The 22,827-nt window shown below is 61.2% G+C and carries 21 protein-coding genes; 17 read left to right on the top strand and 4 right to left on the bottom strand.

Annotated features, from left to right (window positions below; genetic code table 11):
• The first annotated feature begins 7 nt into the window (after nucleotides 1-7).
• From FFM53_RS22755 to modA, 3 genes are read left to right on the top strand one after another with little or no spacing between them, the layout of a single operon-like run.
• On the top strand, nucleotides 8-727 hold the full coding sequence (locus FFM53_RS22755; protein WP_138387322.1) for a heme-copper oxidase subunit III family protein: 720 nt from the start codon (nucleotides 8-10) through the stop codon (nucleotides 725-727).
• A gap of 7 nt (nucleotides 728-734) precedes the next feature.
• Nucleotides 735-1,100, top strand: coding sequence for a cytochrome C oxidase subunit IV family protein (locus FFM53_RS22760; protein ID WP_138387323.1), 366 nt, complete (start codon nucleotides 735-737; stop codon nucleotides 1,098-1,100).
• A 42-nt stretch (nucleotides 1,101-1,142) separates the two neighbouring features.
• Complete coding sequence (gene modA, locus FFM53_RS22765; protein ID WP_173883627.1) at nucleotides 1,143-1,835, top strand: molybdate ABC transporter substrate-binding protein; 693 nt, start codon at nucleotides 1,143-1,145, stop codon at nucleotides 1,833-1,835.
• Between the two features lie 303 nt (nucleotides 1,836-2,138).
• Here the strand turns inward: modA and FFM53_RS22770 are convergent, their stop codons facing one another.
• Complete coding sequence (locus FFM53_RS22770) at nucleotides 2,139-3,176, bottom strand: AraC family transcriptional regulator (RefSeq protein WP_138387325.1); 1,038 nt, start codon at nucleotides 3,174-3,176, stop codon at nucleotides 2,139-2,141.
• A gap of 121 nt (nucleotides 3,177-3,297) precedes the next feature.
• On the opposite strand from FFM53_RS22770, the gene FFM53_RS22775 reads away from it, so the two are divergent.
• From FFM53_RS22775 to FFM53_RS22795, 5 genes are all read left to right on the top strand, one after another.
• Nucleotides 3,298-4,749: an APC family permease gene (locus FFM53_RS22775; RefSeq protein ID WP_138387326.1), complete on the top strand. Its 1,452-nt coding sequence runs from the start codon at nucleotides 3,298-3,300 to the stop codon at nucleotides 4,747-4,749.
• On the top strand, nucleotides 4,746-4,919 hold the full coding sequence (locus tag FFM53_RS22780) for a hypothetical protein (RefSeq protein WP_173883628.1): 174 nt from the start codon (nucleotides 4,746-4,748) through the stop codon (nucleotides 4,917-4,919). The genes FFM53_RS22775 and FFM53_RS22780 overlap by 4 nt, the downstream gene beginning before the upstream one ends.
• A 60-nt stretch (nucleotides 4,920-4,979) precedes the next feature.
• Nucleotides 4,980-6,968 (top strand): primary-amine oxidase, encoded by a 1,989-nt coding sequence (locus FFM53_RS22785; RefSeq protein WP_138387327.1) that lies wholly within the window; start codon nucleotides 4,980-4,982, stop codon nucleotides 6,966-6,968.
• A 297-nt stretch (nucleotides 6,969-7,265) separates the two neighbouring features.
• Complete coding sequence (locus FFM53_RS22790; protein WP_138387328.1) at nucleotides 7,266-8,786, top strand: FAD-dependent monooxygenase; 1,521 nt, start codon at nucleotides 7,266-7,268, stop codon at nucleotides 8,784-8,786.
• Between the two features lie 197 nt (nucleotides 8,787-8,983).
• Nucleotides 8,984-9,565 carry a dienelactone hydrolase family protein gene (locus FFM53_RS22795; RefSeq protein ID WP_138387329.1) on the top strand — a complete coding sequence of 194 codons (582 nt, stop codon included), beginning with the start codon at nucleotides 8,984-8,986 and terminating at the stop codon, nucleotides 9,563-9,565.
• A gap of 97 nt (nucleotides 9,566-9,662) precedes the next feature.
• Here FFM53_RS22795 and FFM53_RS22800 read toward each other — a convergent pair whose 3' ends face one another.
• Nucleotides 9,663-10,037 carry a VOC family protein gene (locus FFM53_RS22800; RefSeq protein WP_138387330.1) on the bottom strand — a complete coding sequence of 125 codons (375 nt, stop codon included), beginning with the start codon at nucleotides 10,035-10,037 and terminating at the stop codon, nucleotides 9,663-9,665.
• A gap of 8 nt (nucleotides 10,038-10,045) precedes the next feature.
• Complete coding sequence (locus tag FFM53_RS22805; RefSeq protein WP_173883629.1) at nucleotides 10,046-10,222, bottom strand: hypothetical protein; 177 nt, start codon at nucleotides 10,220-10,222, stop codon at nucleotides 10,046-10,048.
• 265 nt (nucleotides 10,223-10,487) lie between these two features.
• Between FFM53_RS22805 and FFM53_RS22810 the strand changes: the two genes are divergently transcribed.
• From FFM53_RS22810 to FFM53_RS22850, 9 genes are all read left to right on the top strand, one after another.
• Nucleotides 10,488-11,468, top strand: a complete 981-nt coding sequence (locus FFM53_RS22810) for an SDR family oxidoreductase (protein ID WP_138387331.1) — start codon at nucleotides 10,488-10,490, stop codon at nucleotides 11,466-11,468.
• A 247-nt stretch (nucleotides 11,469-11,715) separates the two neighbouring features.
• Nucleotides 11,716-12,789: a helix-turn-helix domain-containing protein gene (locus FFM53_RS22815; protein WP_138387332.1), complete on the top strand. Its 1,074-nt coding sequence runs from the start codon at nucleotides 11,716-11,718 to the stop codon at nucleotides 12,787-12,789.
• Between the two features lie 227 nt (nucleotides 12,790-13,016).
• Complete coding sequence (locus FFM53_RS22820) at nucleotides 13,017-14,249, top strand: efflux RND transporter periplasmic adaptor subunit (protein ID WP_138387333.1); 1,233 nt, start codon at nucleotides 13,017-13,019, stop codon at nucleotides 14,247-14,249.
• The gene (locus FFM53_RS22825; protein ID WP_138387334.1) at nucleotides 14,246-14,950 is read left to right on the top strand and encodes an ABC transporter ATP-binding protein; all 705 of its coding nucleotides are present in this window, start codon (nucleotides 14,246-14,248) and stop codon (nucleotides 14,948-14,950) included. The genes FFM53_RS22820 and FFM53_RS22825 overlap by 4 nt, the downstream gene beginning before the upstream one ends.
• The gene (locus tag FFM53_RS22830; RefSeq protein WP_138387335.1) at nucleotides 14,947-16,086 is read left to right on the top strand and encodes an ABC transporter permease; all 1,140 of its coding nucleotides are present in this window, start codon (nucleotides 14,947-14,949) and stop codon (nucleotides 16,084-16,086) included. Before FFM53_RS22825 ends, FFM53_RS22830 begins: the two co-directional genes overlap by 4 nt.
• A gap of 4 nt (nucleotides 16,087-16,090) precedes the next feature.
• Nucleotides 16,091-17,293 carry an ABC transporter permease gene (locus FFM53_RS22835; RefSeq protein WP_138387336.1) on the top strand — a complete coding sequence of 401 codons (1,203 nt, stop codon included), beginning with the start codon at nucleotides 16,091-16,093 and terminating at the stop codon, nucleotides 17,291-17,293.
• 111 nt (nucleotides 17,294-17,404) lie between these two features.
• Nucleotides 17,405-18,376: a DMT family transporter gene (locus FFM53_RS22840; RefSeq protein ID WP_138334777.1), complete on the top strand. Its 972-nt coding sequence runs from the start codon at nucleotides 17,405-17,407 to the stop codon at nucleotides 18,374-18,376.
• A gap of 525 nt (nucleotides 18,377-18,901) precedes the next feature.
• Entirely contained in the window at nucleotides 18,902-20,389 is a 1,488-nt protein-coding gene (locus FFM53_RS22845) for a right-handed parallel beta-helix repeat-containing protein (protein WP_138387337.1), read from the top strand.
• A 467-nt stretch (nucleotides 20,390-20,856) separates the two neighbouring features.
• On the top strand, nucleotides 20,857-22,350 hold the full coding sequence (locus FFM53_RS22850; protein ID WP_138387338.1) for a right-handed parallel beta-helix repeat-containing protein: 1,494 nt from the start codon (nucleotides 20,857-20,859) through the stop codon (nucleotides 22,348-22,350).
• 63 nt (nucleotides 22,351-22,413) lie between these two features.
• On the opposite strand, the gene FFM53_RS22855 is transcribed toward FFM53_RS22850, so the two are convergent.
• On the bottom strand, nucleotides 22,414-22,695 hold the full coding sequence (locus tag FFM53_RS22855; RefSeq protein ID WP_025395071.1) for a hypothetical protein: 282 nt from the start codon (nucleotides 22,693-22,695) through the stop codon (nucleotides 22,414-22,416).
• Nucleotides 22,696-22,827 lie beyond the last annotated feature (132 nt).

Consider the following 22,827-nt stretch of genomic DNA (forward strand, 5'->3'; position numbering starts at 1 on the left):
TTTGCAGATGGCACATCCTGTCCAGACACACGGCGAGCCAGGCCTAGGCCCGGTCGGCCTGCGCGGTGTCGCCGCCGATTTCAGCTCGGATCAGCGCGCCTTCAAGACCGCCTCCTGGGGCAAGGCGATGATGTGGATCTTTCTCTTGAGCGACACCTTCGTCTTCGGCTGTTTCCTGATCGCCTATATGACGGCCCGGATGTCGACGCCGGTTGCATGGCCCAATCCGAGCGAGGTCTTCGCGCTGCATATCGGCGGCCAGAACGTTCCGCTGATCCTGATCGCGATCATGACTTTCGTGCTGATCTCAAGCAGCGGCACCATGGCGATGGCGGTCAATTTCGGCTATCGCCGCGACCGCCGCATGACTGCCATGCTGATGCTGCTCACGGCCGTTCTCGGCGCAGGCTTCGTTGGCATGCAGGCCTTCGAATGGACGAAGCTGATCACCGAAGGCGTGCGCCCCTGGGAGAACCCGTGGGGGGCGGCACAGTTCGGATCGACTTTCTTCATGATAACAGGTTTTCACGGAACCCACGTCACGATCGGCGTCATCTTCCTCATCATCGTCGCCCGCAAGGTCTGGCGTGGCGATTTCGACGTGGAACGGCGCGGCTTCTTCACCAGCCGGAAAGGCCGCTACGAGGCCGTCGAGATCATGGGCCTCTATTGGCACTTCGTCGACCTGGTCTGGGTCTTCATCTTCGCGTTTTTTTATCTGTGGTGAGGTCGTCATGAGCGAGACAACGGCGCATGCGCAAAGCCAAACGGTGCATGCACAAACACACACCGGACAGCAGCACCCGATCCGGCTCTATCTATTCGTCTGGGGCCTGCTCTTCGTGCTCAGCGCCTTTTCCTACATGGTCGATTATCTCGGCGTCCAGGGTTATCTCAGGTGGACGCTAATCCTCGTGTTCATGATGCTGAAGGCCGGGCTGATCGTCGCCGTCTTCATGCACATGGCCTGGGAACGGCTGGCGCTCGTCTACGCCATCCTGCTGCCGCCGCTGCTGGTGCTGGTTTTCGTGGCGCTGATGGTATCGGAAGCGGACTACACGATCTTTACCCGGCTGGCATTCTTTGGGGCTGGGCCGTAGGGTCTGTTGGACAGGATGGACAGATCGGAGCGGACTTCGACCATGACCCAGGAAATCCGCCTTTTTGGCGCTATTGCGGTCCGACCCGCCGTCCTTGCTCTCATATCCCAGTTCGAAACGGACACAGGATTCACAGTTGCGGTCAAGTGGGAGCTCAATCCTGTCGTCAAGAAGCAGATTGAAGCTGGGGAGCCTTTTGACCTCGTCATCACCAATCCGAACCTGGTTGAGGATCTGGCCGCCTTGGGAAAAGTCAAGGCGGGGAGCGAGGTCGCGTTCGGCCGGATAGCAATGGGGGTGGCGGCCAAGGCAGGCGGTCGGTCGCTCGACGTCGGGTCGGTGGAAGCATTCAAACATGCGTTGAAGAGCGCCAGATCGATCGCCTACGCCAGTGAAGGAAGCAGCGGCGGCTACTTCTCCGGTTTGCTGGAACGCTTGGGAATAGCCGATGAGGTGAAGCCCAAGCTGGTGGCCATATCAGGAGGGCAGACAGCGCCGGCCGTAGGCCATGGGGAGGCCGAGTTGGGCGTCGTTCCCGTGACTTCGATTCTCGCCGCCGCTCCCGAGGTCATGCTTGTCGGTCGGTTTCCGGCAGAACTCCAAAGTTACATCGACTTCGCTATTGGCATCAGCGCCGATTCAACGGACGCAGAAGCTGCCAGGCAGCTGTCGGAATTTCTGATGTCGACAGCCGTTGATGACATCCTGGCGGCAAAGGGCGTCGAGCGTTGCTGAAAGCGTGCTTGGCTGACGACGGGAACGCCAACCCAACCTCCCTCATTCCTGTGCTCGTCACAGGAATCTAGTGTGCCCAAGTCCTTGGGCGCGGGAGAACGACCTCGTCGTATGAGAGTCATTCACGGCGCGGACGCGCCGTGAATGGATTCCTGTGACGAGCACTGGAATGAGGGAGGAGAAGTAGGCACCGTCACCATAGGGGCGTTGGAGAATGCCGCGCTTGGGCGCTGGAGGATGCCGGGCTTTTGCTTCCGTCCGTAGGGCAGTAATCGTGCGGTCTCCGTTGCCGTGCATCTTCGATCAAGCTGTCGAAGATGGGTCGTTCCCCTTCTTTTCCCAGGAGCGCAGCGCACGCCAGAGCACCGTGTTGTCTGCATAGCCCAGCACACGCGCAATCTCGGACATCGGTGCGGCATGTCGGTCGCCGAGATAGTGGGCGGCGAGTGTCTGGCGGTGCTGGCGAACGAGATCGCGAAGCGACACGCCTTCCTCCGACAGCCGGCGCTGCAGGCTTCGCGGCGACATTTTCAGTTCGGCGGCAAGCGTTGCGACCGTGACCGGTTTGCGGCCGAGATAGATGCTGATCAGAGCCCGCACCTTTTCCGTGACGATATCGCCGGCGGTTGGCTCGTTGACCAGATCGCCGATATGCCGCTCCAGGATTTCGATCAGGCTTTTGTCTTCCGCACGGTGCACACGGTCAGCCTCCGCCTTGTTCATGACGATCCGGTTGCCGGATTGGCCGAACAGGATGGGCGCGCCACAGATGCGTTCCAGCACACTGGCGTCACGCGGGGCGTGATGCTCGAGCTGGATTTCGATCGGCCGCCAACCACGGCGGAAGCACGAACGGACGAGCTGACAGGAGGCGGCGATCGTGAATTCGCTGTCTTGCCGGCGCGGCCACATCGCTGGATCGACGATCCGATAGCTCCAGACAAAATCGCCATTTTCCTCGAACACGCCGGAACTGGTCGCGCCTTGTACCGCGTTGACATATTTCGACAGCCGCTCGAAAGCGCTGCGAATGGTCGGCGAGAGCGCAAAGAGCATACCGATAGGGCCGATGTCGGCGGGCTTGAATCCAGTGCCCATGCGGGCTCCGAGTGCCGGTTCGTCGGTTATGGTCGCGGCATCTTCGAACAGCGCGACATAACGCGCCATGGGCAGGACAGCGTAGGGATCTTCCAATTGCAAGCGCAGGATGCCGTGCGAAGCGAGAAGAAGGTCGGTTTTCCCGGATCTTTTATCGATTTGTTGCACCAGCGGGATCAAGACGGAGGCTCGAATTGAAGCAACTGCGGGCATGCGGCTGATCAAATGCGATGCAACTGCCATTTTCAGCGTCTCCGGCGACATCAGTGGCGCGAATTATCGATTCATTGGCATAAACTGCAATTTCGGGGCCAGATCGCCGCGCTTACCTTCTTGGCAACAAACAAGCAAAGAGGGGTTCTCCATGACACTGGAAGCAAGCATGCCCGCACCATCATCGCCGGAGCGTCGTCTGGCCAAGGACTCGGTGGGTCTCGCCCACATCGTGTTCTTCGTCGTTGCCGCGGCCGCGCCGCTCACGGCTGTCGTCGGCGCTTCGCCGGCCGCCTTCGCTTTTGGCAATGGCGCAGGCGTTCCCGGCGCTTTCGTGCTTGCCGGCATGCTTTACCTTCTCTTCTCGGTCGGCTTCACCGCCATGAGCCGGCATGTGGGCGGGGCAGGAGCCTTCTACACCTATATCACCCACGGTATTGGCAAGCCGGCCGGTGTGGGTGGTGCCTTCATGGCGCTGGTTACCTATAGCGCGGTTCAGATCGCCATCTATGGCCTGTTCGGTTTCTTCATGGCCAATGCCATGGCGCCGCTCGGGCTGGTCCTGCCTTGGTGGGCCTGGGCCTTCGCGGCACTGGTCGTCGTGCTGGTCTGCGGTCAGCGCAACATTGCCTTCTCAGGCGCGATCCTCGGCGTCTGCATGATTGCCGAAATCGCCATATTGCTGATTCTGGATCTTGCCATCGTCTTTTCAGGCGGCGGACCAGAAGGCATCAGCTTCTCCTCCTTTGCGCCATCGTCGGTCTTTGCGCCCGGTCTTGGTGTGGCGCTGGTCTTCGTCATCGGTTCCTTCATCGGCTTCGAAGCGACGGCCATTTTCGGCGAGGAAGCCGAAGATCCGGAAAAGACCATTCCCCGCGCCACCTATGTCGCCGTGCTGCTGATTACCCTCTTCTATACCTTCTCCACCTGGGCAATCGTGCAATTCTATGGTCCGGGCCAGGTGCAGGCCGCTGCAGCCGCCAGCCTCGAGAGCTTCTACTTCACCGCCGCCAATTCCGTGCTTGGTCCATGGTCGAGCCAGGTGATGAACGTGCTGCTGATCACCAGCCTGTTTGCCTGCATCCTGTCCTTCCACAATACGCTCAACCGCTATTTCTTCGCCCTTGGCCGTGAAGGCCTGGCCGCCAGGGTGCTTGGCAAGGTTCATACCAAACATGGCTCGCCCTATGCCGCAGGTGTTCTGCAAAGTCTTATCGCGGCTGTCGTCCTTGCCCTGTTCGTGATCTTCGGCGCCGATCCCTACACTGTCGTGTTCTCCTGGATGGCAGCGCTGGCAGGTATCGGTATCCTACTGGTGCAGGTGCTTGTCTCCGTCGCGATCATCATGTTCTTCCGCAAGACGCCGAACAGCTACAGCGCCTGGACCACGATGACCGCGCCAGTGCTGGCGCTCCTCGGCCTCGTTGGTTCGCTGGTGCTGGTCAGCTCCAATCTTTCACTCCTTTCCGGCAGCGAAAGCCTGATCGTCAAGGCTTTCCCCTATGCCATGGTGCTGGTGGGGATTTTGGGCGCGCTGTTTGCCATGCGGGTCAAGAAGTCCAAGCCCGCTCTCTACGCCTCGCTTGGAAAGGTCTTCGAATGACTGCGGTTGCTGAATTTGCACCCGTCGATCGCCTTCTGGTTCTCGCGGTCGCGATCCTCGCCGGCGCAACATTGCTGGTTGCCGTCGAGGCACACGCCTTCTGCTCGATGTTCTGCATTCATGCAGACCAGATGATGATCGAGACACAGATCTGCTCCGGTCGATCCTGATCACCGCAGCTTGCGACGCGCCATGTTGCGTCGTCTCTTCCAAAAACAAGAGGTATACCAATGGACGCCGTTGTCGCAGTTAGCCATCCGCTCGATCCTCTGAGCCTCGACGAGATCGCTTCTGCCGTTGCCATACTCAAGGATACGCAGACACTCGCAGCCACCTTCCGCTTTCCGATCACCCGGCTGGAGGAGCCGACCAAGGCAGATCTTGCCGCCTATCGCCTGGGCGACAGGCTGCCGCGGCTTGCCTTCATCCTGGCAATCGACATCAGCAATGGCGAAACCTTCGAGGGCATCGTAGACCTGACTGTCTGCACGGTATCCTCCTATATCCGGCTGCCTCTTGATGAATTGCCCTATGGTCAGCCGCCGATCATGCTGTGCGAATTCGAAACCGTTGAAGGCACCGTCAAATCCGATCCGCGCTGGATCGCTGCCGTCAAGAAGCGCGGCATTACCGATGAGGATATTCCGCTCATCCAGATCGATCCTTTTTCCTCGGGCTATTTTGGCCGCGAATTCGAGAAGGGAAAGCGCATCGTCCGCGCCGTGTCCTATTGGCGCGAGGATGTCCGTGACAACGGCTACGCGCATCCGATCGAGGGCGTGGTGGCGGTGGTCGATCTGATCACCAACCGGGTGGTCGATCTCGTCGACGATGAGAAGATCATTCCGGTCCCGAGGAAGAAGCGCAATTATGGCCGCGAAACCTTTCCGGAACCGCGGCCCGATCTCACGCCGCTGCATATCGTTCAGCCGCAAGGGCCGAGCTTTACGGTCGACGGCTGGAAAGTCGAATGGCAGAACTGGAGTTTCCGTGTCGGTTTCACTCCGCGCGAGGGCCTCGTTCTGCATGAACTCGGCATCAAGGATCAGGGCAGGCTCAGGCCCGTCGTCTTTCGCGCCAGTGTCACGGAAATGGTCGTGCCCTATGCCGATCCGACCGCCAACCACTATTGGAAGAGCGCCTTCGATGCCGGCGAATATGGCCTCGGGCGCCTGGCCAATTGCCTCGAACTCGGCTGCGACTGCCTGGGCCATATTCACTATTTCGACGTGCCGGCGGCGGACGATCTCGGCCAGCCTTTCACCATGAAGAACGCCATCTGCATGCATGAGGAGGATTACGGCATCCTCTGGAAGCACTACGAATTCCGCAACGGTATTTTCGAAGTGCGCCGTTCGCGCCGCCTCGTCATCTCCTTCTTCGCAACCGTCGGCAATTACGATTACGGCTTCTACTGGTATCTCTATCAGGACGGCACGATCCAGCTCGAAGCCAAGCTCACCGGCATCATCCAGACGGCGGCGGTCGCGACCGGCGAAACCTATCCATGGGGCGGCATGGTCGATGACAATCTCGGCGGTCCGACCCACCAGCATTTCTTCAATGCGCGCCTGCACATGGATGTCGATGGCGGCGACAATACCGTGACCGAGCATGAGTTCGTGCCGCGTCCCTGGGGTGAGGATAATCCCTATGGCAATGTCTTCGATACCAGGAGCCGTGTGCTGAAACGCGAACTTGATTCCCCGGCACTCGCCAATGGCGAGACCGGCCGTTACTGGAAAGTCTCCAACCCCAACATAAAGAACAGCGTCGGCAAGGCGCCGGGCTACAAGATTGTCGTCATGCCGTCGCCTGTTATGCTTGCCCAGCCGGATTCGACCGTTGCCCAGCGCGGCGGCTTCGCCAAGAAACACATCTGGGTCACGGCCTTCGATGCCAGGGAAAAATATGCGAGCGGCGATTATCCGAACGTGCATGCCGGCGGCGACGGCCTGCCGGGTTATGTCAAGCAGAACCGCGAAATCGAGAATGCCGATGTCGTGCTCTGGCATTCCTTCGGCCATACCCATGTCTGCAAGCCCGAGGATTTTCCGATCATGCCCGTGGAATATGCCGGCTTCACGCTGAAACCGAACGGCTTCTTCGCATCCAACATCGCCATGGACCTGCCGCCGGAAGGAAACAGCCAGAGCGTCGACAATCGCCTGCAACATTCGCCTGATGACACCGGAAATGGTTCCTGCTGCCACACATAGCTGGACGGCTGTTCCTTTTTAACCGCCCGGAAGGGGCCTTCCCCGTCAGGTCAGACCTTCAGAAGAGGATATCTTCTGTTGCCGATCGATCGCTCGGCGGCTATGTTGCCGATGTCGGAAAAGGCATGACTTGGTGTGGTTGGCCCAAGTCCTTTCGGAAACGAAAGCTCTGTTCCTTGCCTCGTGCATGAGTACTCCACGACGAACAACGGACGCTGTTCAAGCGTCCCATTGTTCGTCCGTGTGGTTCTCAAAACGACGAACTGCTCCGGTCGAACGACCATAAAGGAGTAGTTCATGCCCGATTTTCTCATGATTCATGACGTTGTGATTTCCGGTGCAGGTCCGGTCGGCCTGTTTCTGGCCTGCGAGCTGCGGCTGGCCGGCCTCTCGGTGTTGGTGCTGGAGCAGGCCGAAGACCCGCATTCGCCGTTGAAGCGGCTGCCGTTCGGCATGCGCGGCCTTTCCGCACCGACCATCGAAGCCTTCTACCGTCGCGGGCTGCTGGATGACATCATGGCGCCGCAGCGCGAAAAAGATCAATCGACTTCAGCGCATTGGATGCAGCAGCCGCGTCGCCCGGGCGGGCATTTCGCCGGCATTCAGTTCTTTCACGACACCATCGACACCTCGACGTGGCCCTATCGCCTGCCAGGTCCGGCCGGTACCAGCATGGCGGTCGAGATGGAGCACTTCGAATCCGCGCTGGCCGCCCACGCAAGCGCGATGGGTGTCGAGATCAGGCGCGGGCTCGGTGTCGATGGCTTCGATCAGTCGGGCGAAGGCGTGACCGTTCGCGCGGGTGGCCAGATCTTTCGCGGACGATGGCTCATCGGTTGTGACGGCGGGCGCAGCACCGTGCGCAGGGCAGGCGGTTTTGAATTCGTTGGCACCGATCCGGAGTTCACCGGCTATTCCGTTCAGGTCGAGATGGCCGATCCGGAGAAGCTCGTCGCGGGCCGCCATTACACGCCAACAGGCATGTATACCTACCAAAAGCCCGGCACGATCGCGATGGTCGATTTCGACGGGGGCGCATTTCACCGAACGCAGCCAATCACGCCGGAGCATGTGCAATCGGTGTTGCGGCATATTTCCGGCGCCGATGTCACGGTGACGGGCCTTGAGCTTGCCACCACCTGGACGGATCGCGCCTATCAGGCGACGGCTTACCGCAAGGGGAGGGTGCTGCTTGCGGGTGACGCTGCGCACATCCATTCCCCCTTGGGCGGCCAGGGCCTGAACCTCGGGCTCGGCGACGCGATGAATCTTGGATGGAAGCTTGCAGCGACGATCCGTGGCGATGCGCCGGAGGGCCTGCTCGACAGCTATTTCTGCGAACGGCATCCAGTTGGAGCGCAGATTCTCGACTGGTCGCGCGCCCAGGTCGCACTGATGCGGCCGAGCCGGAGTTCGCGCGCGCTCGAAGCCATCATCCGCGATCTGATCGACACGCGTGACGGCGCGACATACTTTGCCGAGCGCGTCTGGGGTGTGTCTCTCCGCTACGATCTTGGCGGCAGTCACCCGCTGGTCGGCCGCAGCGCTCCCGATTTCGAGCTGGCCGACGGCACGAAGCTCGGCGATCATCTCAGGGAGGGCAAAGGCCTGCTTTTGGACTTTGACGCCGGTGCACCGCTGCAAGCGCTCGCAAGCCGCTGGAATGGGATCACCTATGTCGCCAGTGACGCCAGGGCTCGGCTGGGGCTGAGCGCGCTGCTCGTGCGCCCCGACGGCTTCGTGGCGTGGGCTGGTGAGGCTGCGCCTGACAATGAGGAAGCCGCGCAGGCCGCATCGCGGTGGTTCGGCAAAGCCTGAAACTATGAATGGAGCAATCGATGTACCGGTCTCGGAAAGGTCCTTTATCAGTCCGGTAGAGCGTCAGGAGGTTTCCCCCCGATCGGTTTTCGGCGGGGTTGCAGATGTTGCTTCGGCAACGTGTCCGCACTCTTCCCGGCAAGGCGGCGACGCTGTAGAGTGGCGATGCGCCCGACCGTTCCGCCCGGAGGCTCCTTATGGCTGAGATCCTGTTGTTCCATCATGCACAGGGGCTGACCCCAGGTGTCCGCTCGTTTGCCGACGATATCAGGGCAGCCGGTCACATCGTGCACACGCCTGATCTGTTTGACGGGCGCACATTCCCAAGCATCGAAGCGGGGATCGCCTATATCGGCGAGATCGGATTCGATGCCATGCGGGAGCGCGGCGTGCGCCTCGCCGACGAATTGCCGCCCACGCTGATCTATGCCGGGTTCTCGTTCGGGGTGCTGCCGGCGCAAAAGCTGGCGCAGACGCGGCCCGGCGCCCGCGGGGCTCTGCTCTTCTATTCCTGCCTGCCGATCAGCGGCGAGTGGGCCTTCGGACCGTGGCCGGACGGCGTCGCGGTGCAGATCCACGGCATGGACAACGACCCGATTTTCGTCGGCGAGGGCGACATCGACGCCGCCCGTGAGATCGTGGAGAAGGTCGAGGACGCGGAGCTTTTCCTGTACCCAGGCGACCAGCACTACTTCGCCGACAGCTCGCTGCCCTCCTATGACGCGGAAGCGACCGCGCTGCTCACCCTCCGCGTGATCGAGTTCCTGAATCGCGTCTGACCCAGACATTCCGCGGGAGATCCGGTTTGGCGCTGGCATAGCCGACCTGAGATGGGTGCCGTTCATGCTGCAGGGCGGGCTTTCGGCCCGGAGGGGACTATTCCGACACCACGCAGAAATTGTTGCCTTCGGGATCATTCAAGACCGTGTATCCATCCGCTTCCCGGACGAAGCTCGCACCGAGCGATAGAAGCCGCTCTACCTCCCTGGCCCGATCGGGGGTGGCAATATCGAGATGAAGTCGGTTGCGGGCGGGACGTTCCCCTGGGCGAAGGTGGAAGCAAAGGCGGGTTCCGGGACCTTCGACCATCACGGTCGGGTCAGTCTCGGGTGTCAATCCGAGAGCGGCCAGGCGGGCCAGTTCGTCGTCGTCATATGGCATCACGTCGTAGCCATCGAGCGCCTCCGCCCAGAAGCGGGCGACACGCGAGGGAATGTCGCAATCAATGACGATTTCTTTCAGCCTTGCCATGGAACCCTTCAAGAATTGTTGGGTCGGCGATGGCAAACGCGTTCGACGAGAGCGCCGCCGACTGCCGGCAGCAATGCAAAAAGCACGAGCTGCGGTGTCTCCGACAGCATCAACAGGCGAGATATGAGAAAGGCGACCAGCAATCCTGCCAGCGCCCCGGCTGCATAGGGCAGATAATCCTTCAAGAGAACCTCCGTCTTGTGCTGATCTCAAACAGAAGGGGCATTATTGGCTTGAGATAGAGATCTTCGCGGTATCGGCAATGGCTTGTTGCGGCCGAACCTCACGTCGTCCGATCGGCTTATACGGAATGGCACCACGTTGGTTTACGGGACAGGTCGATCCAAACAACGTGAGCCGGTGTACCTGTTTTGCAGGAGACGACCGATTTCTTTCGCGCTATGAAGACTGACCGCATATCCCGCCACATCCGACACTGAGGTCCTTCCCATGGCTTTGAAAATCCTTTTTGTTGGCGGTACCGGCCAGATTTCATATCCATGCGTCGAGCGCGCCGTGGCTCAGGGCCACCATGTCAGCGTCTATAACCGCAGTTTGAGAGGCAACCCATTGCCTGCAGGGGTTACCGCGATCGTCGGCGATCTCGCGGCGCCCGCCTATGCGGACTTGGCCAAGGCCAATTATGACGTCGTGTGCCAGTTCATTGCCTTTACACCCGATCAAGTCGCGCGTGACATCGATGTGTTTGCCGGGCACTGCGGCCAGTACATCTTCATCTCTTCGGCTTCGGTCTATGAAAAGCCGCCGCGCCATTATGTGATTACCGAGCAGACACCGGCGATCAACCCCTACTGGCGCTATAGCCAGGACAAGATTGCCTGCGAGACGCTGCTCAGGAATTCCGAGAATCTCGCCTGGACCATCGTCCGTCCCAGTCACACCGTTCGCACCGGCCTGCCGATCATGATGGGCGATAGCGACGTCATGGCGAGACGCATGCTGGACGGCGAGCCCACCATCGTGGCGGGCGATGGCCACACGCCCTGGACACTAACCCGCTCGGTTGATTTCGCGGTGCCCTTTGTCGGGCTTTTCGGCAAGCCGGCGGCGTTGAACGAGATCTTCCACATCACCTCCGATCGCGCTCATATCTGGGATGATATTCAAAAGACGATCGCCAGATTGCTTGATGTCGAGGCCAAGATCGTACACGTGCCGACGGACATCCTGGTCCGGTACAATCCGGAGTGGCTTGGCCCGCTGCGAGGCGACAAGGCATGGTCGGCGATCTTTGACAATTCAAAGGTCAAAAGCGTGGCGGGCGACTTCACCTGCGCCGAGAGCCTTGATGAAATTCTGGCGGAGCCGATCATGCATCTCAAGCAGCGCCTGGCCAAGAACCGTCCGCCAAGGGGCGATCTCGATGCTTTGGTCGATCGGATTTGCGCAGCACAAAGCGCTCTCGGCTAGGCAGGTCCTCGTAGAGCGCGTGCAGGGTATTTTATGATCCGCGTTCGCCTGTAGGGGCGCGCATTGCCAAATGCCAACCGGCGCACGGTTCGCCACAATGATCGCCGCCACTTGTCCTCGACGCAGAATCTGCACGGCCGCCCCGGACCGTCGGATGAGGGATGGCACGGCATATCGCTCACAAAAATCCCAACCTAAAACGCGTCCTAAAACATGATGGAGGTCGCGCCGGCTGAGGATCTCGGCAATGATGGCCATCCATTCGCCACTCCGATCCTATCAGGCCATGCTGTTCATTCCGCTTCCCTTCGTCGTTGCCCTTCTGCTGCTCATCCTCTTCGTCACCGTCCTCAGGCGGGACGAGGAGGCGCAGCCCAACCTGCCGTTTCTGGCACTGATCCTGCTCGCCCTGCTGCAATCCGTCCTCTCCGGCCTGCGCTGGGGGTATGGAGTGCAGGCGGTGGGTGTGATTGCGCCTGTCACCGCGGCGATGGTGCCGCCGCTTGCCTATGCTGGGGTTTCCAGGCTGGTGAGGACGAGCCGGCGGCCGCTGGCGGCGCGGATTGCGCTGCATGCCGTGCCCGCTGCCGTCATCCTCACGTTGATGGTGGTCCGGCGGGATGTGATCGATATTGCGCTGGTGCTTGTTTTCGTCGGTTATGCCCTGGCGATCCTGCTTCTGATGCGGTTGGGCGCCGATGCGCTTCGGCTTGCGCCCTTCGAGGGAGCGGTGCCGGCCTATCGGGCCATCATCTTCGCGGCGGTGGCGCTGTGCCTGTCGGCCTCGGTCGATATCTTCGTCTTTTTCGATTTCACATGGGCGCATGGCGAGCATGCGCTGACGCTGATCAGCGTCAGCAATCTCGCGGTTCTCGTCATCCTCGGCATTGCGGCAGCCGCCGCCAGCCGAAGCCGGGCGCCGGCCGAGATGGTGGAGGCGGTGCCGAAGTCCGAAACGACCGAAGACAAGGAGACGATCGCCACCGTCGATGCGCTGATGGAGGCAAAAAAACTCTATCGCGACGCCAATCTCAATCTCGACCGGCTGGCCCGCAAGGCCGGCATTCCCGCCCGCCAGATCTCGGCGGCGATCAACCGGGCGATGGACAAGAACGTCTCGCAATATGTCAATGACTACAGGATCGGCGAGGCCTGCCGGCTGCTTGCCGCGACCCAGAAATCGGTGACCGAGGTGATGTTCGAGGTCGGCTTCCAGACCAAGTCCAACTTCAACCGCGAATTCCGCCGGGTCACGGATATGACGCCGATTGGCTGGCGGGAGAGGAAGGGTGAATCCGGCGTCTCTTCGGCTTCGTCGTGAAGTGACGCCTGTCCTCTCTCCAGCCTCATCCTGAGACGCCCGGTAGGGGGCCTCCAAGGACGGGGCGGGCCACCGGCGCTTCACACAGCAAGCATGAGGCTGCACCCACGCAATCACCCGCCCTCGCGGTTCGAGCCGGCGCTTCGTTCGTCACTGCAATCGATTCACTGGATCGATTGCTCCGCTTCGCGGATCGCTTCTCACCCTCACCATGAGGGCTGACCCGGGTGTCTTGCCGCGCCAAGTACACAATCGCGATCGAGGACTGTCGGAAACGCGTTCGAGGTCGCGGTTTTGCTGCCGTTGGTCATTCTGGCGGCATGAACACGACATCAGAACATGACCGAGACCTTGCCGCTAAGCTGAGATCGCTTTCGATCGAACCCGCGGCCTTCAAGACGGAACCGCCGGATCGTCAGGCCCGGCGGCGGGTGATTCCCGGAGCAATACTGGCCCTTGTCGCGACGGCATCGCTGGCGGTGGCGCTTCTCTATCGGCCCGAGACGCTGGAGCGCATCGAGACCGTGCTTGCGGGTCTTATAAGCAAGGACGAGATCACAATATCCGTCGATGGAACAGACAGGCCCGCCGCCAGTCCTATTCGGGCTCTGCCCTCAGATACCCCAACGAAGAGGGGATTGCCAACCCGGGAAGTCACCGGCTCCGGCTACGTCGTGGCGCCCGATATCGCTACCGTCTTTTCCAAATATGAAGGTCGGATCGTTGCCGTCGAGGTCGAGGCGGGCGACAGGGTCGTACCAGGCCAGGTGCTGGTGCGGCTCGATGATGCGGGCGCCCGCTTTGCGCTTCAGGGCGCCGAGATCGCCCGGCAATCGGCGGAGCTGGCGCTGGCGGCGAAGACTATTGAATTGGGGCAGGCGCGGTCTTCCCTCAAGCGCACCGAGCGGCTTGCCGGGCGCGATGCGATGTCGGCGCAGACGCTGGAGGAGGCGAAGACGGCATTCGACGCTGCCGAGAATGCCGCCCTGCAGGCACGGCAGGACGTGGCCAAGGCGGATCTCGATATCGACAGGGCGCGCGAGCAGGTGGAAGCGCTGACCGTACGGGCGCCGATATCGGGCACCGTCACGCGGCTTACCGCACATGTCGGCGACACCGTGCTGTCGAGAGAGGACAGCGTCCGGGAGAATGAAAACCTGCTTGCGATTGCCGACATGGCAACCATGGTCATCGATGCCGACGTGGCCGAGGCGAATATCGCCTTGATGCGGTCGGGCTTGCGTGGCGAGGCGGTGCTCGACGGCTTTCCCGACCGGCCTTTTGCGGTCGAAGTATCGAAGATCGCGCCGATGATTTCGCGGGAGAAGGGGACGGTGACGCTTCGCCTGTCACTTTCCTCACCGCCGTCAGACATGCGCCCCGCCATGGCCGCGCGCATCCGCCTTCTGGTGGGTGAGGCCGGGGATAGCACAGACCATCAGCAAGGAGCAGAGCGATGACCGACACTCAAGAACCCTATATCGCGCTTCGCGGCGTCAGGAAGGTATTCAGGATCGGCGCGGAGACGATCCCGATCTTTTCCGGGCTCGACCTTTCCATAGCACGCGGCGATTTCGTCGCCGTCATGGGCCCATCGGGCTCGGGGAAATCGACGCTGCTCAACATGCTCGGCGGCATCGACAGCCCCGACGGAGGGGAGATCAGGATCGGCCGCAGCCATCTCGAGCAGATGGGCGAAGGCGCCAGAGCCGCCTGGCGGGCACACAGCATGGGCATCGTCTTCCAGTTCTACAACCTGCTGCCGATGCTGAATGCGGGCGAGAATATCGAGATGCCGCTGCTGTTGAAGCCGCTCAAGCGCAAGGAGCGGCGGGCGCGCGTCGAAACCGTGATGGATCTGGTCGGGCTCTCCGGGCGGCAGCGGCAGTTTCCATCCAGCATGTCCGGCGGGCAGCAGCAGCGCGTCGGCATCGCCCGCGCCATCGTCGGCGACCCCGACCTCTTGCTCTGCGACGAACCGACTGGCGATCTCGACCGGAAATCCGCTAATGATATCCTTGAGATGCTTGGCTTTCTTAATCAAGAACTGCGGAAGACCATCATTATGGTGACGCATGATCCCGAGGCGGCTTCCTTTGCCCGGCGCACGCTGCATCTCAACAAGGGCGAATTCGTCGAGCAGGAAAGGTTGGCCCAATGACCTTCTTCCAGCTGATGCGCCGCAATGCCTGGCGTAAGCCGCTCAGGGCCACGCTTCTGATGTTCTCGGTCGGCGTCGCCTTCCTGATCTATGGGCTGACGGCGAGCTTCCTCAGCGGCTCGCAAGGGGCGGCCGGGGCGAGCGATACGCTGCTCGGCGTCTTCAACAGATCGGGGCGGGCGCAGCCGCTGCCGCTTGCCTATCTCAACAGGATCGCCGCCGATAGCGATGTCGCCGCCGTCGCCTACATGACGCGCATGCGGGGCTTCGTCGATGTCGAGAAGAATGTCGTGATGACGAGCGCGGTCGATCCACGATTGATCGCCGCGGCCAATGGTGACGAGCTCGGGCTGACGCCGCAGTTGATATCAGCGCTGGAAGAGGGCCGTGACCGGGTGCTGGTCGGCCGGGCGCTGGCGGAGGCGCAGGGCTGGTCGGTCGGCCAGCGCATCGGGGTCACCAGCCACCTGACAAGGGAAGACGGCAGCCGCAACTGGAGTTTTGAGATCGCCGGCATCTTCGAAGGGGCCGACGCCAGCACCGACACCTATTTCATGATCGCCCGCTATGATGCCGTCAATGCGGCGCGCGCCCGCGGCAACGATACGGTCGATGGCTTCGTGGTGCGACCGCGACCGGGCGTTTCATCCGGCGTGCTGGCGGCAAGGATCGACGCGCTGTTTGCCAATTCGGCGGCACCGACGCGCACTCAATCGGAAAAGCAGTTCCTCGAGGCTTTCTTGCGGCAGTTCGCCGATATCGGCCTGATCGTCAGCCTCGTCGTCGGCGCCGCCTTCGTGACGATCCTGATGATCGTGGTCAACACCATGCTCTTTGCCGTGAGGGAGCGCAGCTTCGAGATCGGCGTCATGAAGGTGCTCGGCTTTTCCAGGGGGCGGATCATTGCGTTGATCCTCGGCGAGACACTGTTCGTCTTCGCCGTCGGCGGGGCGGGCGGGCTCGTTCTCGCCAAGCTCGCGACGCTGTTTGCCGGGCCGGAATTCGGCCTCGCCTTCACCTCGTCCGTGCTGCTGAAATCCGTCGCCATCATCGCCGGTCTCGGCCTCCTGACTGGATTGTTCCCTGCCGCCAATGCCATGCGCCTGCCCATCGTCAACGCCTTCAGATCGAGATAGTCCAATGTCATCAGCGCTCAAGCAGATCTTTTTCATGATCAGAGTCAATCTCGGCAGCCTGCCGCGGCGGCTTTGGATCTCGCTGTCGATGGTACTCTCGGTGGCGCTCGTGGTGGCGGTGCTTGCGGGTTTTCTCGCCATGGCCAGGGGCTTTGAGGCAGCGCTTCAAGGCGCGGGTTCGACCGGCATCGCCGTCATCCTCGGCGGCGGCACCAACCAGGAGACCGGCTCGGATGTGCCTGCCGAGGCAATCCGCAGCCTGACTGCCGCAACCGGCGAGATCGGCGTGGCGCGGAATGCCGCGGGCGGCCTGGCGCTGTCGCGCGAGATCGTTGTTCCCGTCGATGTCCTCAGGGCAAGCGACGGGGTGGAACAGACACTGTCGTTGCGCGGCATGGACACTACGGGGCCGGGTTTGCGCGATCGCGTATCGCTCTCCCAAGGGCGGTTGTTTTCGCCGGGAGCCCGCGAGATCGTCGTCGGTGGGCGCATCGCCGATGAATTCTCCGGCTTCGCCGTCGGCGACAAGGTGCGGCTCGGCGCGGTGGACTGGACGGTCGTCGGGGATTTCGCGTCAGGCGGCAGCGCTTTCGAATCCGAGATCTGGGCGGATCTGGAGGCCGTGCAATCGGCCCTCGACCGGCAGGGGCAGGTGCAGAGCCTGCGCGTGCGTCTCGATGGGGCAGGCGGGTTGCCTGTGTTGCAGGAGCATATCTCCGCATTTCCCGGCCCGCCGCTCACCGCCGTCTCCGAGGCCGATCTCTATGCCGCGCAATCTGAGCGTACCGCGAGCCTCATCCGCCTGTTCGGTTGGCCGCTGGCGCTGTTGATGGCGGTCGGCGCCACCGCTGGCGCGCTGAACACGATGATGAGTTCGGTCTCCGACCGCACGGTCGAAATCGCCACGCTGCGCCTGCTCGGCTTCGGCCGCCTGCCGGCCTTCACTGCCACCTGGGTCGAGGCCGTGCTTCTCTCGATCGCGGGTGCCGCCCTCGGCATCCTCGCCTCATGGCTCGCCTTCAACGGCTGGCAGGCCAGTACGATGGGCGCTAACAATACCAAGATGGCCTTCCAGCTCGACGTCACCGCCGACGTCGCGCTGACCGCCGGGCTGCTGGGGCTTGCAATCGGCATCATCGGCGGGGCGTTGCCGGCGCTGGCGGCGACACGGCTGCCGTTGACTTCGGCTTTGAGGGCGAGGGTGTAAGAGGCCTGCTGTCTGAACCTTCCCGGTGGGTCACGTCATCACGGCGACCCGTCAGGCGGAGCGCCGCCGCCTCATCTGTGCAGCCCATGGAAATTGTGGCATAACTGAACCATGGCAATGAATGTCTTGGCGGTCCATCGCGACACGGTCGGGACGGAACAGGCGGGGGGCAGTTCGCTTGCCGCCGCCTATTCCGTCGGCATTTTCTGCTGGCTGCTGTCGGCCGGCGTCTATATCGCTGCGAAATGGGTCTCTTCAGAAATGCCGCCCTGGGCGCTCTGCTTCTGGCGCGTGCTGATCGCCTTCGCGATCCTGATGCCGATCGTGCGCCGGCATTTCGCCGAGATGGTCGCGCTCGCGCGGGCTCGCGCCCTCGAACTGCTTCTCATCGGCGGTGTGGGACTGGCGATCTGCCAGGGCATGATTTTTGTTGGGCTGGAACATGCCGATGCCACCACCGCGGGCATCATCATCGCCCTGATCCCGATCATCACCATGATCCTTGCCCGTTTGATGCTGGCCGAGCCGATGGGACGCTGGCAGGTGATCGGATCGATCTTGGCCTTTCTCGGGATCGTGGTCATCATTATCAAGGGCAGTCCGGCCGCGCTGATGCGGCTCGACTTCAACCGGGGTGAACTGTGGATCGTCGCCGGCGCGTTCTGTTTCAGTCTTTATACCGTCCTGCTCCGCCGCGCGAAATTCGACATGAATCGCCTTGCGCTCCTGGTGATGCTGCTCGGTGCGGCGGTGCTGACGGCGCTGCCCTTCTACCTGTTCGAGCTATTCTCAGACGAGCGCTCGACGCTCAACGGCAGCGGGCTGATCGCGCTCGCCTATGTCGCGATCCCCGGCGGGGCGGTCATGTACTACCTCTTCAATCGCAGCATCGAGGCACTGGGCGCGGCTCGGGCGGGCGTCCTCCTCTACATTCAGACCATCTTCATAGCCGTGCTCGCCTATCTGATCCTCGGCGAGCAGTTGCAACGCTATCACCTCGAAGGCGCGGCACTCATCATCGCCGGCTTGCTTCTCATCATCCTGCTGAAGCCGAAGATCAAGGCCGAAGCGGCTACTGCATAATTCCTTAAATCGGGATCGATTTAAGGATAAAATTATGCAGCAATTCAAAGTGCTACAGCGTCCTTTGCGCGTCTGAAAAGACGCGCGGCGCTGTAGGGCCTGAAGTCTCGCCATCGCTGCGACATGGTTGCCGCTGACCTCGGCTTTGAGGGCGAGGGGTAGGGTTTCACCTTGGAGTGCGCCTTTCGCTTACGCTCAAGGCGTTCGTCGCTGGCGCTCCTCCCCCCCTGAGCGGAAGCGAAGGCAAGAATCACATGGCGCACAGACCGAAGGCGACGTATGCCTCGCGCAAACACGCCGCGATTTATTCACCTCGAAGTCGCCGATTTCTCGGCCCAAGTTGTAACTTTGGTCACACCAGGCAATTGCCTGTGGAATGAGGCGCGCGAACTCGCCCGCTGCCCCATTGACAACATCTTATCGCCTTCTTGCCATGGCCGGTTGCCCCCGCCGCATCCGATCGGCCGATCCTGGGCGATGCCGGCGGCGACATTAGCGATCCGACGAACAGGGCAACATGGCGATATGACAGTCTACTATGTGAACTCAGCGACTGGCTCCGACCGCAACGGTGGAACGGGCCAGAATTCGGCTTTTGCGACTTTGTCCAAAGTGGAATCCTTGAAACTGAAACCCGGCGACAGCGTGCTTCTTGCCAAAGGGAGCGTGTTCAACGAGCAGTTCGATATCAAATATTCCGGCAGCGAGACTGCGCCGATCAAGATCGGCAGTTACGGGGCGGGTGCGGCACCCGTCATCCACAGCAGCGGCGACGGCATCCACAGTCTCTATGCCTCGAACATCGTCATCGAGAACCTGAAGATATCGAATACCGGCGGTTCGGGCATCTATGGCGGCAGTGTCACGAACTGGACGGTCCGCGACGTCGAGATCGCCAAGACGGGATTGTCGGAAAACGCAGGCGCCGTCACCTTCCGGAGCAGCAAGAATGTCACGGTCGAAGACAGCAAGATATCGGGCGTCAAAGGCGACGGCTTCTGGATCGAAAAGGTCGCCGGCGTCAAGCTTCTCAACAACACCGTCACCAGCGCGAGCGGCTCGACGGCCGATGCCGTGCAGATGAACGACAGCAGCAACATTCTGATCAAGGGCAATCATCTCGACCAGACGCATGCCAGCAGCCCCAAGGGCGTCATCGCGCTCGTCAGGCCCACCAATGCGGTTGTCGAGGACAATGTGATCACCGGCGGCGGCTTCGGCATCAGCGCGCAGGCGGGCAAGAACGTTGCCATCCGCGACAACGACATATCCGGATATCACGGTTACAGCTGGTCCTTCGCCGTCGGTCTCGGCGACCAGGGCAATGCGCGGGACTATGATATTTCAGGCAACCATATTCATGACGGCGCGTGGGGCGTTGCCGTCAGCGGGCCCATCGGTGCCAGCTATAGCCGCACGAATATCAAGGTTCACGACAACGTCTTCGACGACCTCTCGCAGGCGGCGCTGAAGGTCGACAGGCCGGCATCCGGCTCCTTCACCAACAATACGATCGAGACCGGCACCAAGGCCACCAGCATATCGCCTGCCATTGCCGACGCGCATACCTTTACGGTCAAAGGCAACCATACGGTCGCCAATGTCGAGACGGCGCTGGCAAGCCCGGTTGCGAAGACTGCGGCAGTGATGGAGGCCTCCGCGGATCCGGCGGTTGTCGCTGTCCATGACAATTTGAAGATCTTCACCGATACGGGCGACGCCCATCGCGGCAATCTCCTCGAAAACGATAGCTCGGACAATGACACCCTGGTGCTTCGGCGTTTCGGGGACGAAACCGTCGGCAAGCACGGCCTGACGCTGACCGGCGAATATGGTGAGATCCACGTGGACCGCGAAGGCAACTATGCCTACACGCTCGATGAAACGAAGCTCCCTGACCATAGCGGACATGTGAGCGAGTCATTCAGCTACGGGATCAACGATGGAAGCTCGCATCATAGCGACGGGGATACGCTGACCGTCTTCATCCATCTGGATGGCTTGCTGAGCTGAGGTGAGTGTGCCGGGAGCCGGCGCTATGCCGGGAGGCGTTCCTTCCGGGGAGGCGTGGACTCCCCCCGGGGAAGCGTTGCCCTCGCCATCAAATGGCTCCGCAGTGTCCCTCACCCGGCTGCCGCCGGGTGAGGGTAAGGGGCTGCAATACGGCCTCAACCTTTCCGGCTTGCGACTGACCTGAAACAGGACGTCTCACCTCTGCGACCATACGTCGCCGAGGCGTACGATTATCGTTCATTCACCTTTCGGTCGTTATTTAGTAGATTGTTTTCGTATAAGTTGTCATCTCCAGAATACCGCCTCCGCCAGGCGTTCTCGGGACCAAGGTAGGCCCACAGGGTCTGCCAACCGTCGTGAGGGCAATATCGAAGGCCTTTTGACATGGCCTTTAGCCCCGACCGCATCCGATCCACGCGTCGCAGCCGATTCAGACGGCTGCGCGGGCAATTCGAGAACAAGGCGATATGGCAATCTATTATGTGAATCCAGCGATAGGCTCCAACAGCAACAATGGAACGAGCGAGGACACGCCGTTTTCGTCGTTCTGGGCGGTAGAAAACTTGAAACTGCAGTCGGGCGACAGCGTGCTGCTTGCCGCCGGAAGCGTGTTCAACGACCAGCTTGACCTTAAATACTCCGGCAGCGTTGCGGCTCCGATTACTATCGGCAGTTATGGTGTCGGCGATGCGCCGGTCATCCATAGCCCCAACGACGGCATCCACAGCCTCTATGCATCGAACATCGTCATCGAGAATATCAAGATCTCCGACACCGGCGGCGCGGCCATCTATGGCGGCAGTGTTTCGAACTGGACGGTCCGCAACGTCGAGGTCGATCACACCGGACTGGCGGGCAAGTCAGGTTCGATCACCTTCAGGACCGGCTCGAACATCACCATCGAAAACAGCACGATCAACGACGTCAACGGCGACGGCGTCTGGATCGAAAAAGTCAACGGCGTCAATTTTCTCAACAACACCGTCACCAATGCCCACGGCACCGCGGCAGATGCCGTCCAGATGAACGACAGCAGCAATATCGTGATCAGCGGCAATTACCTCGACCAGACGGGCGCCGCTACGCCGAAGGGCGTCATCGCGCTCGTTCGGTCTGTAAATGCCGTGGTCGAGGACAACGCGATTATCGGTGGCGGCTTCGGGATCGGCGCACAAGCCGGCACTAACGTCGCTATCCACGACAACGATATTTCAGGCTATGGCGGCTACAGCTGGTCCTACGCCATCGGTCTCGGCGACCAGGGCAATACGCGGGACTACGATATATCGGGCAACTATATCCATGACGGCGCATGGGGCGTGGTGGTCAGCGCCGCCGGCACGACCAGTTACGTTCGCGAGGGTATCGAGATCCACAACAACGTCTTCGACGACCTGACGCAGGCAGCGCTGAAGGTCGACAGGCCGGCATCCGGCTCCTTCCACGACAATGTTATCGCCAGCGATGTCAAGCCCTACAGCATATCTCCCGCCATCATCGCCGCGAACACCTTCCCCGTCAGCAACAACACGACGCTCGACGAGGCCCAGGCGACGATGCTTGCGAGCAGCGATAGTCTCGCGGTCGGCGATACGACGCACACGGACACGGCGCCGGCGCTTGTCGCAACCCATGACAGCCTGAAAATCTCCTCCGATCTGGATGGCGCCCATTACGGCAATCTCCTCGAAAACGACAGCTCGGCCAATGGAACCCTGCTGCTTCGCCGCTTCGAGGGCGAATTCGTCGACAAGGACGGCGTGACGCTGACCGGCCAATACGGCTCCATCCATGTCGACAGTGACGGCGATTACACCTATACGGCCGACGCGGCAAAGCTCGCCGGACTTAGCGGAGACGTGAGCGACACCTTCCACTACAAGATCTCCGATGGGACTTCGCTACATTTCGACACGGATACGCTGAGCATCTCCATCCATGTGGATGACCTGCTGAGCTGACAGGGATGCCGGCAGGAAATGGCGTTGTATCGCGGCGGCATTCCGCCCAGCACTTGCGAAGTCTCATTGATCGCCGAGCAAGATCCTGATGACGTCGACTTCGATTTCCGCGCAGATGATCTCGTATTCGGTGATGATTGCGGGATCGGCCGATCTATCCCGACGCATGCGATCGAGGACGGCGCAGGCTTCGCCGTAGGCGCCGCATAATTCGTAAAAATGGGGCTGGCTCGCCGCAACTGCTCTGATCGTTGCCCGCGTCGCAGGCAGCCTCATCATCAGCCTGGCCAGCCCCTGTTCCGCGGCTTGCCGGGTGAGGTGGGCTACGCCTTCTTTCCTGACCATGCCGTCATTCCTCGCTGCCTGTGTTTTCCGATCCAGGGGGTACGCAATACTCACCCACCCCTGACTAGTACGCAGGAATGCTGCATCTGGTTTCATGCCGGATGAAGGTTTAGTGGCGCAGTGCCGCAAACA

Source organism: Rhizobium indicum, from assembly GCF_005862305.2.
Classification (GTDB): domain Bacteria; phylum Pseudomonadota; class Alphaproteobacteria; order Rhizobiales; family Rhizobiaceae; genus Rhizobium; species Rhizobium indicum.

What these genes read in the sequence shown, in the direction of transcription:
- FFM53_RS22755 (WP_138387322.1), top strand. Translation starts at nt 8, where the DNA reads ATGGCACATCCTGTCCAGACACACGGCGAGCCAGGCCTAGGCCCGGTC.
- FFM53_RS22760 (WP_138387323.1), top strand. Translation starts at nt 735, where the DNA reads ATGAGCGAGACAACGGCGCATGCGCAAAGCCAAACGGTGCATGCACAA.
- modA (WP_173883627.1), top strand. Translation starts at nt 1,143, where the DNA reads ATGACCCAGGAAATCCGCCTTTTTGGCGCTATTGCGGTCCGACCCGCC.
- FFM53_RS22770 (WP_138387325.1), bottom strand. Translation starts at nt 3,176, where the DNA reads ATGGCAGTTGCATCGCATTTGATCAGCCGCATGCCCGCAGTTGCTTCA.
- FFM53_RS22775 (WP_138387326.1), top strand. Translation starts at nt 3,298, where the DNA reads ATGACACTGGAAGCAAGCATGCCCGCACCATCATCGCCGGAGCGTCGT.
- FFM53_RS22780 (WP_173883628.1), top strand. Translation starts at nt 4,746, where the DNA reads ATGACTGCGGTTGCTGAATTTGCACCCGTCGATCGCCTTCTGGTTCTC.
- FFM53_RS22785 (WP_138387327.1), top strand. Translation starts at nt 4,980, where the DNA reads ATGGACGCCGTTGTCGCAGTTAGCCATCCGCTCGATCCTCTGAGCCTC.
- FFM53_RS22790 (WP_138387328.1), top strand. Translation starts at nt 7,266, where the DNA reads ATGCCCGATTTTCTCATGATTCATGACGTTGTGATTTCCGGTGCAGGT.
- FFM53_RS22795 (WP_138387329.1), top strand. Translation starts at nt 8,984, where the DNA reads ATGGCTGAGATCCTGTTGTTCCATCATGCACAGGGGCTGACCCCAGGT.
- FFM53_RS22800 (WP_138387330.1), bottom strand. Translation starts at nt 10,037, where the DNA reads ATGGCAAGGCTGAAAGAAATCGTCATTGATTGCGACATTCCCTCGCGT.
- FFM53_RS22810 (WP_138387331.1), top strand. Translation starts at nt 10,488, where the DNA reads ATGGCTTTGAAAATCCTTTTTGTTGGCGGTACCGGCCAGATTTCATAT.
- FFM53_RS22815 (WP_138387332.1), top strand. Translation starts at nt 11,716, where the DNA reads ATGATGGCCATCCATTCGCCACTCCGATCCTATCAGGCCATGCTGTTC.
- FFM53_RS22825 (WP_138387334.1), top strand. Translation starts at nt 14,246, where the DNA reads ATGACCGACACTCAAGAACCCTATATCGCGCTTCGCGGCGTCAGGAAG.
- FFM53_RS22830 (WP_138387335.1), top strand. Translation starts at nt 14,947, where the DNA reads ATGACCTTCTTCCAGCTGATGCGCCGCAATGCCTGGCGTAAGCCGCTC.
- FFM53_RS22835 (WP_138387336.1), top strand. Translation starts at nt 16,091, where the DNA reads ATGTCATCAGCGCTCAAGCAGATCTTTTTCATGATCAGAGTCAATCTC.
- FFM53_RS22840 (WP_138334777.1), top strand. Translation starts at nt 17,405, where the DNA reads ATGGCAATGAATGTCTTGGCGGTCCATCGCGACACGGTCGGGACGGAA.
- FFM53_RS22845 (WP_138387337.1), top strand. Translation starts at nt 18,902, where the DNA reads ATGACAGTCTACTATGTGAACTCAGCGACTGGCTCCGACCGCAACGGT.
- FFM53_RS22850 (WP_138387338.1), top strand. Translation starts at nt 20,857, where the DNA reads ATGGCAATCTATTATGTGAATCCAGCGATAGGCTCCAACAGCAACAAT.
- FFM53_RS22855 (WP_025395071.1), bottom strand. Translation starts at nt 22,695, where the DNA reads ATGGTCAGGAAAGAAGGCGTAGCCCACCTCACCCGGCAAGCCGCGGAA.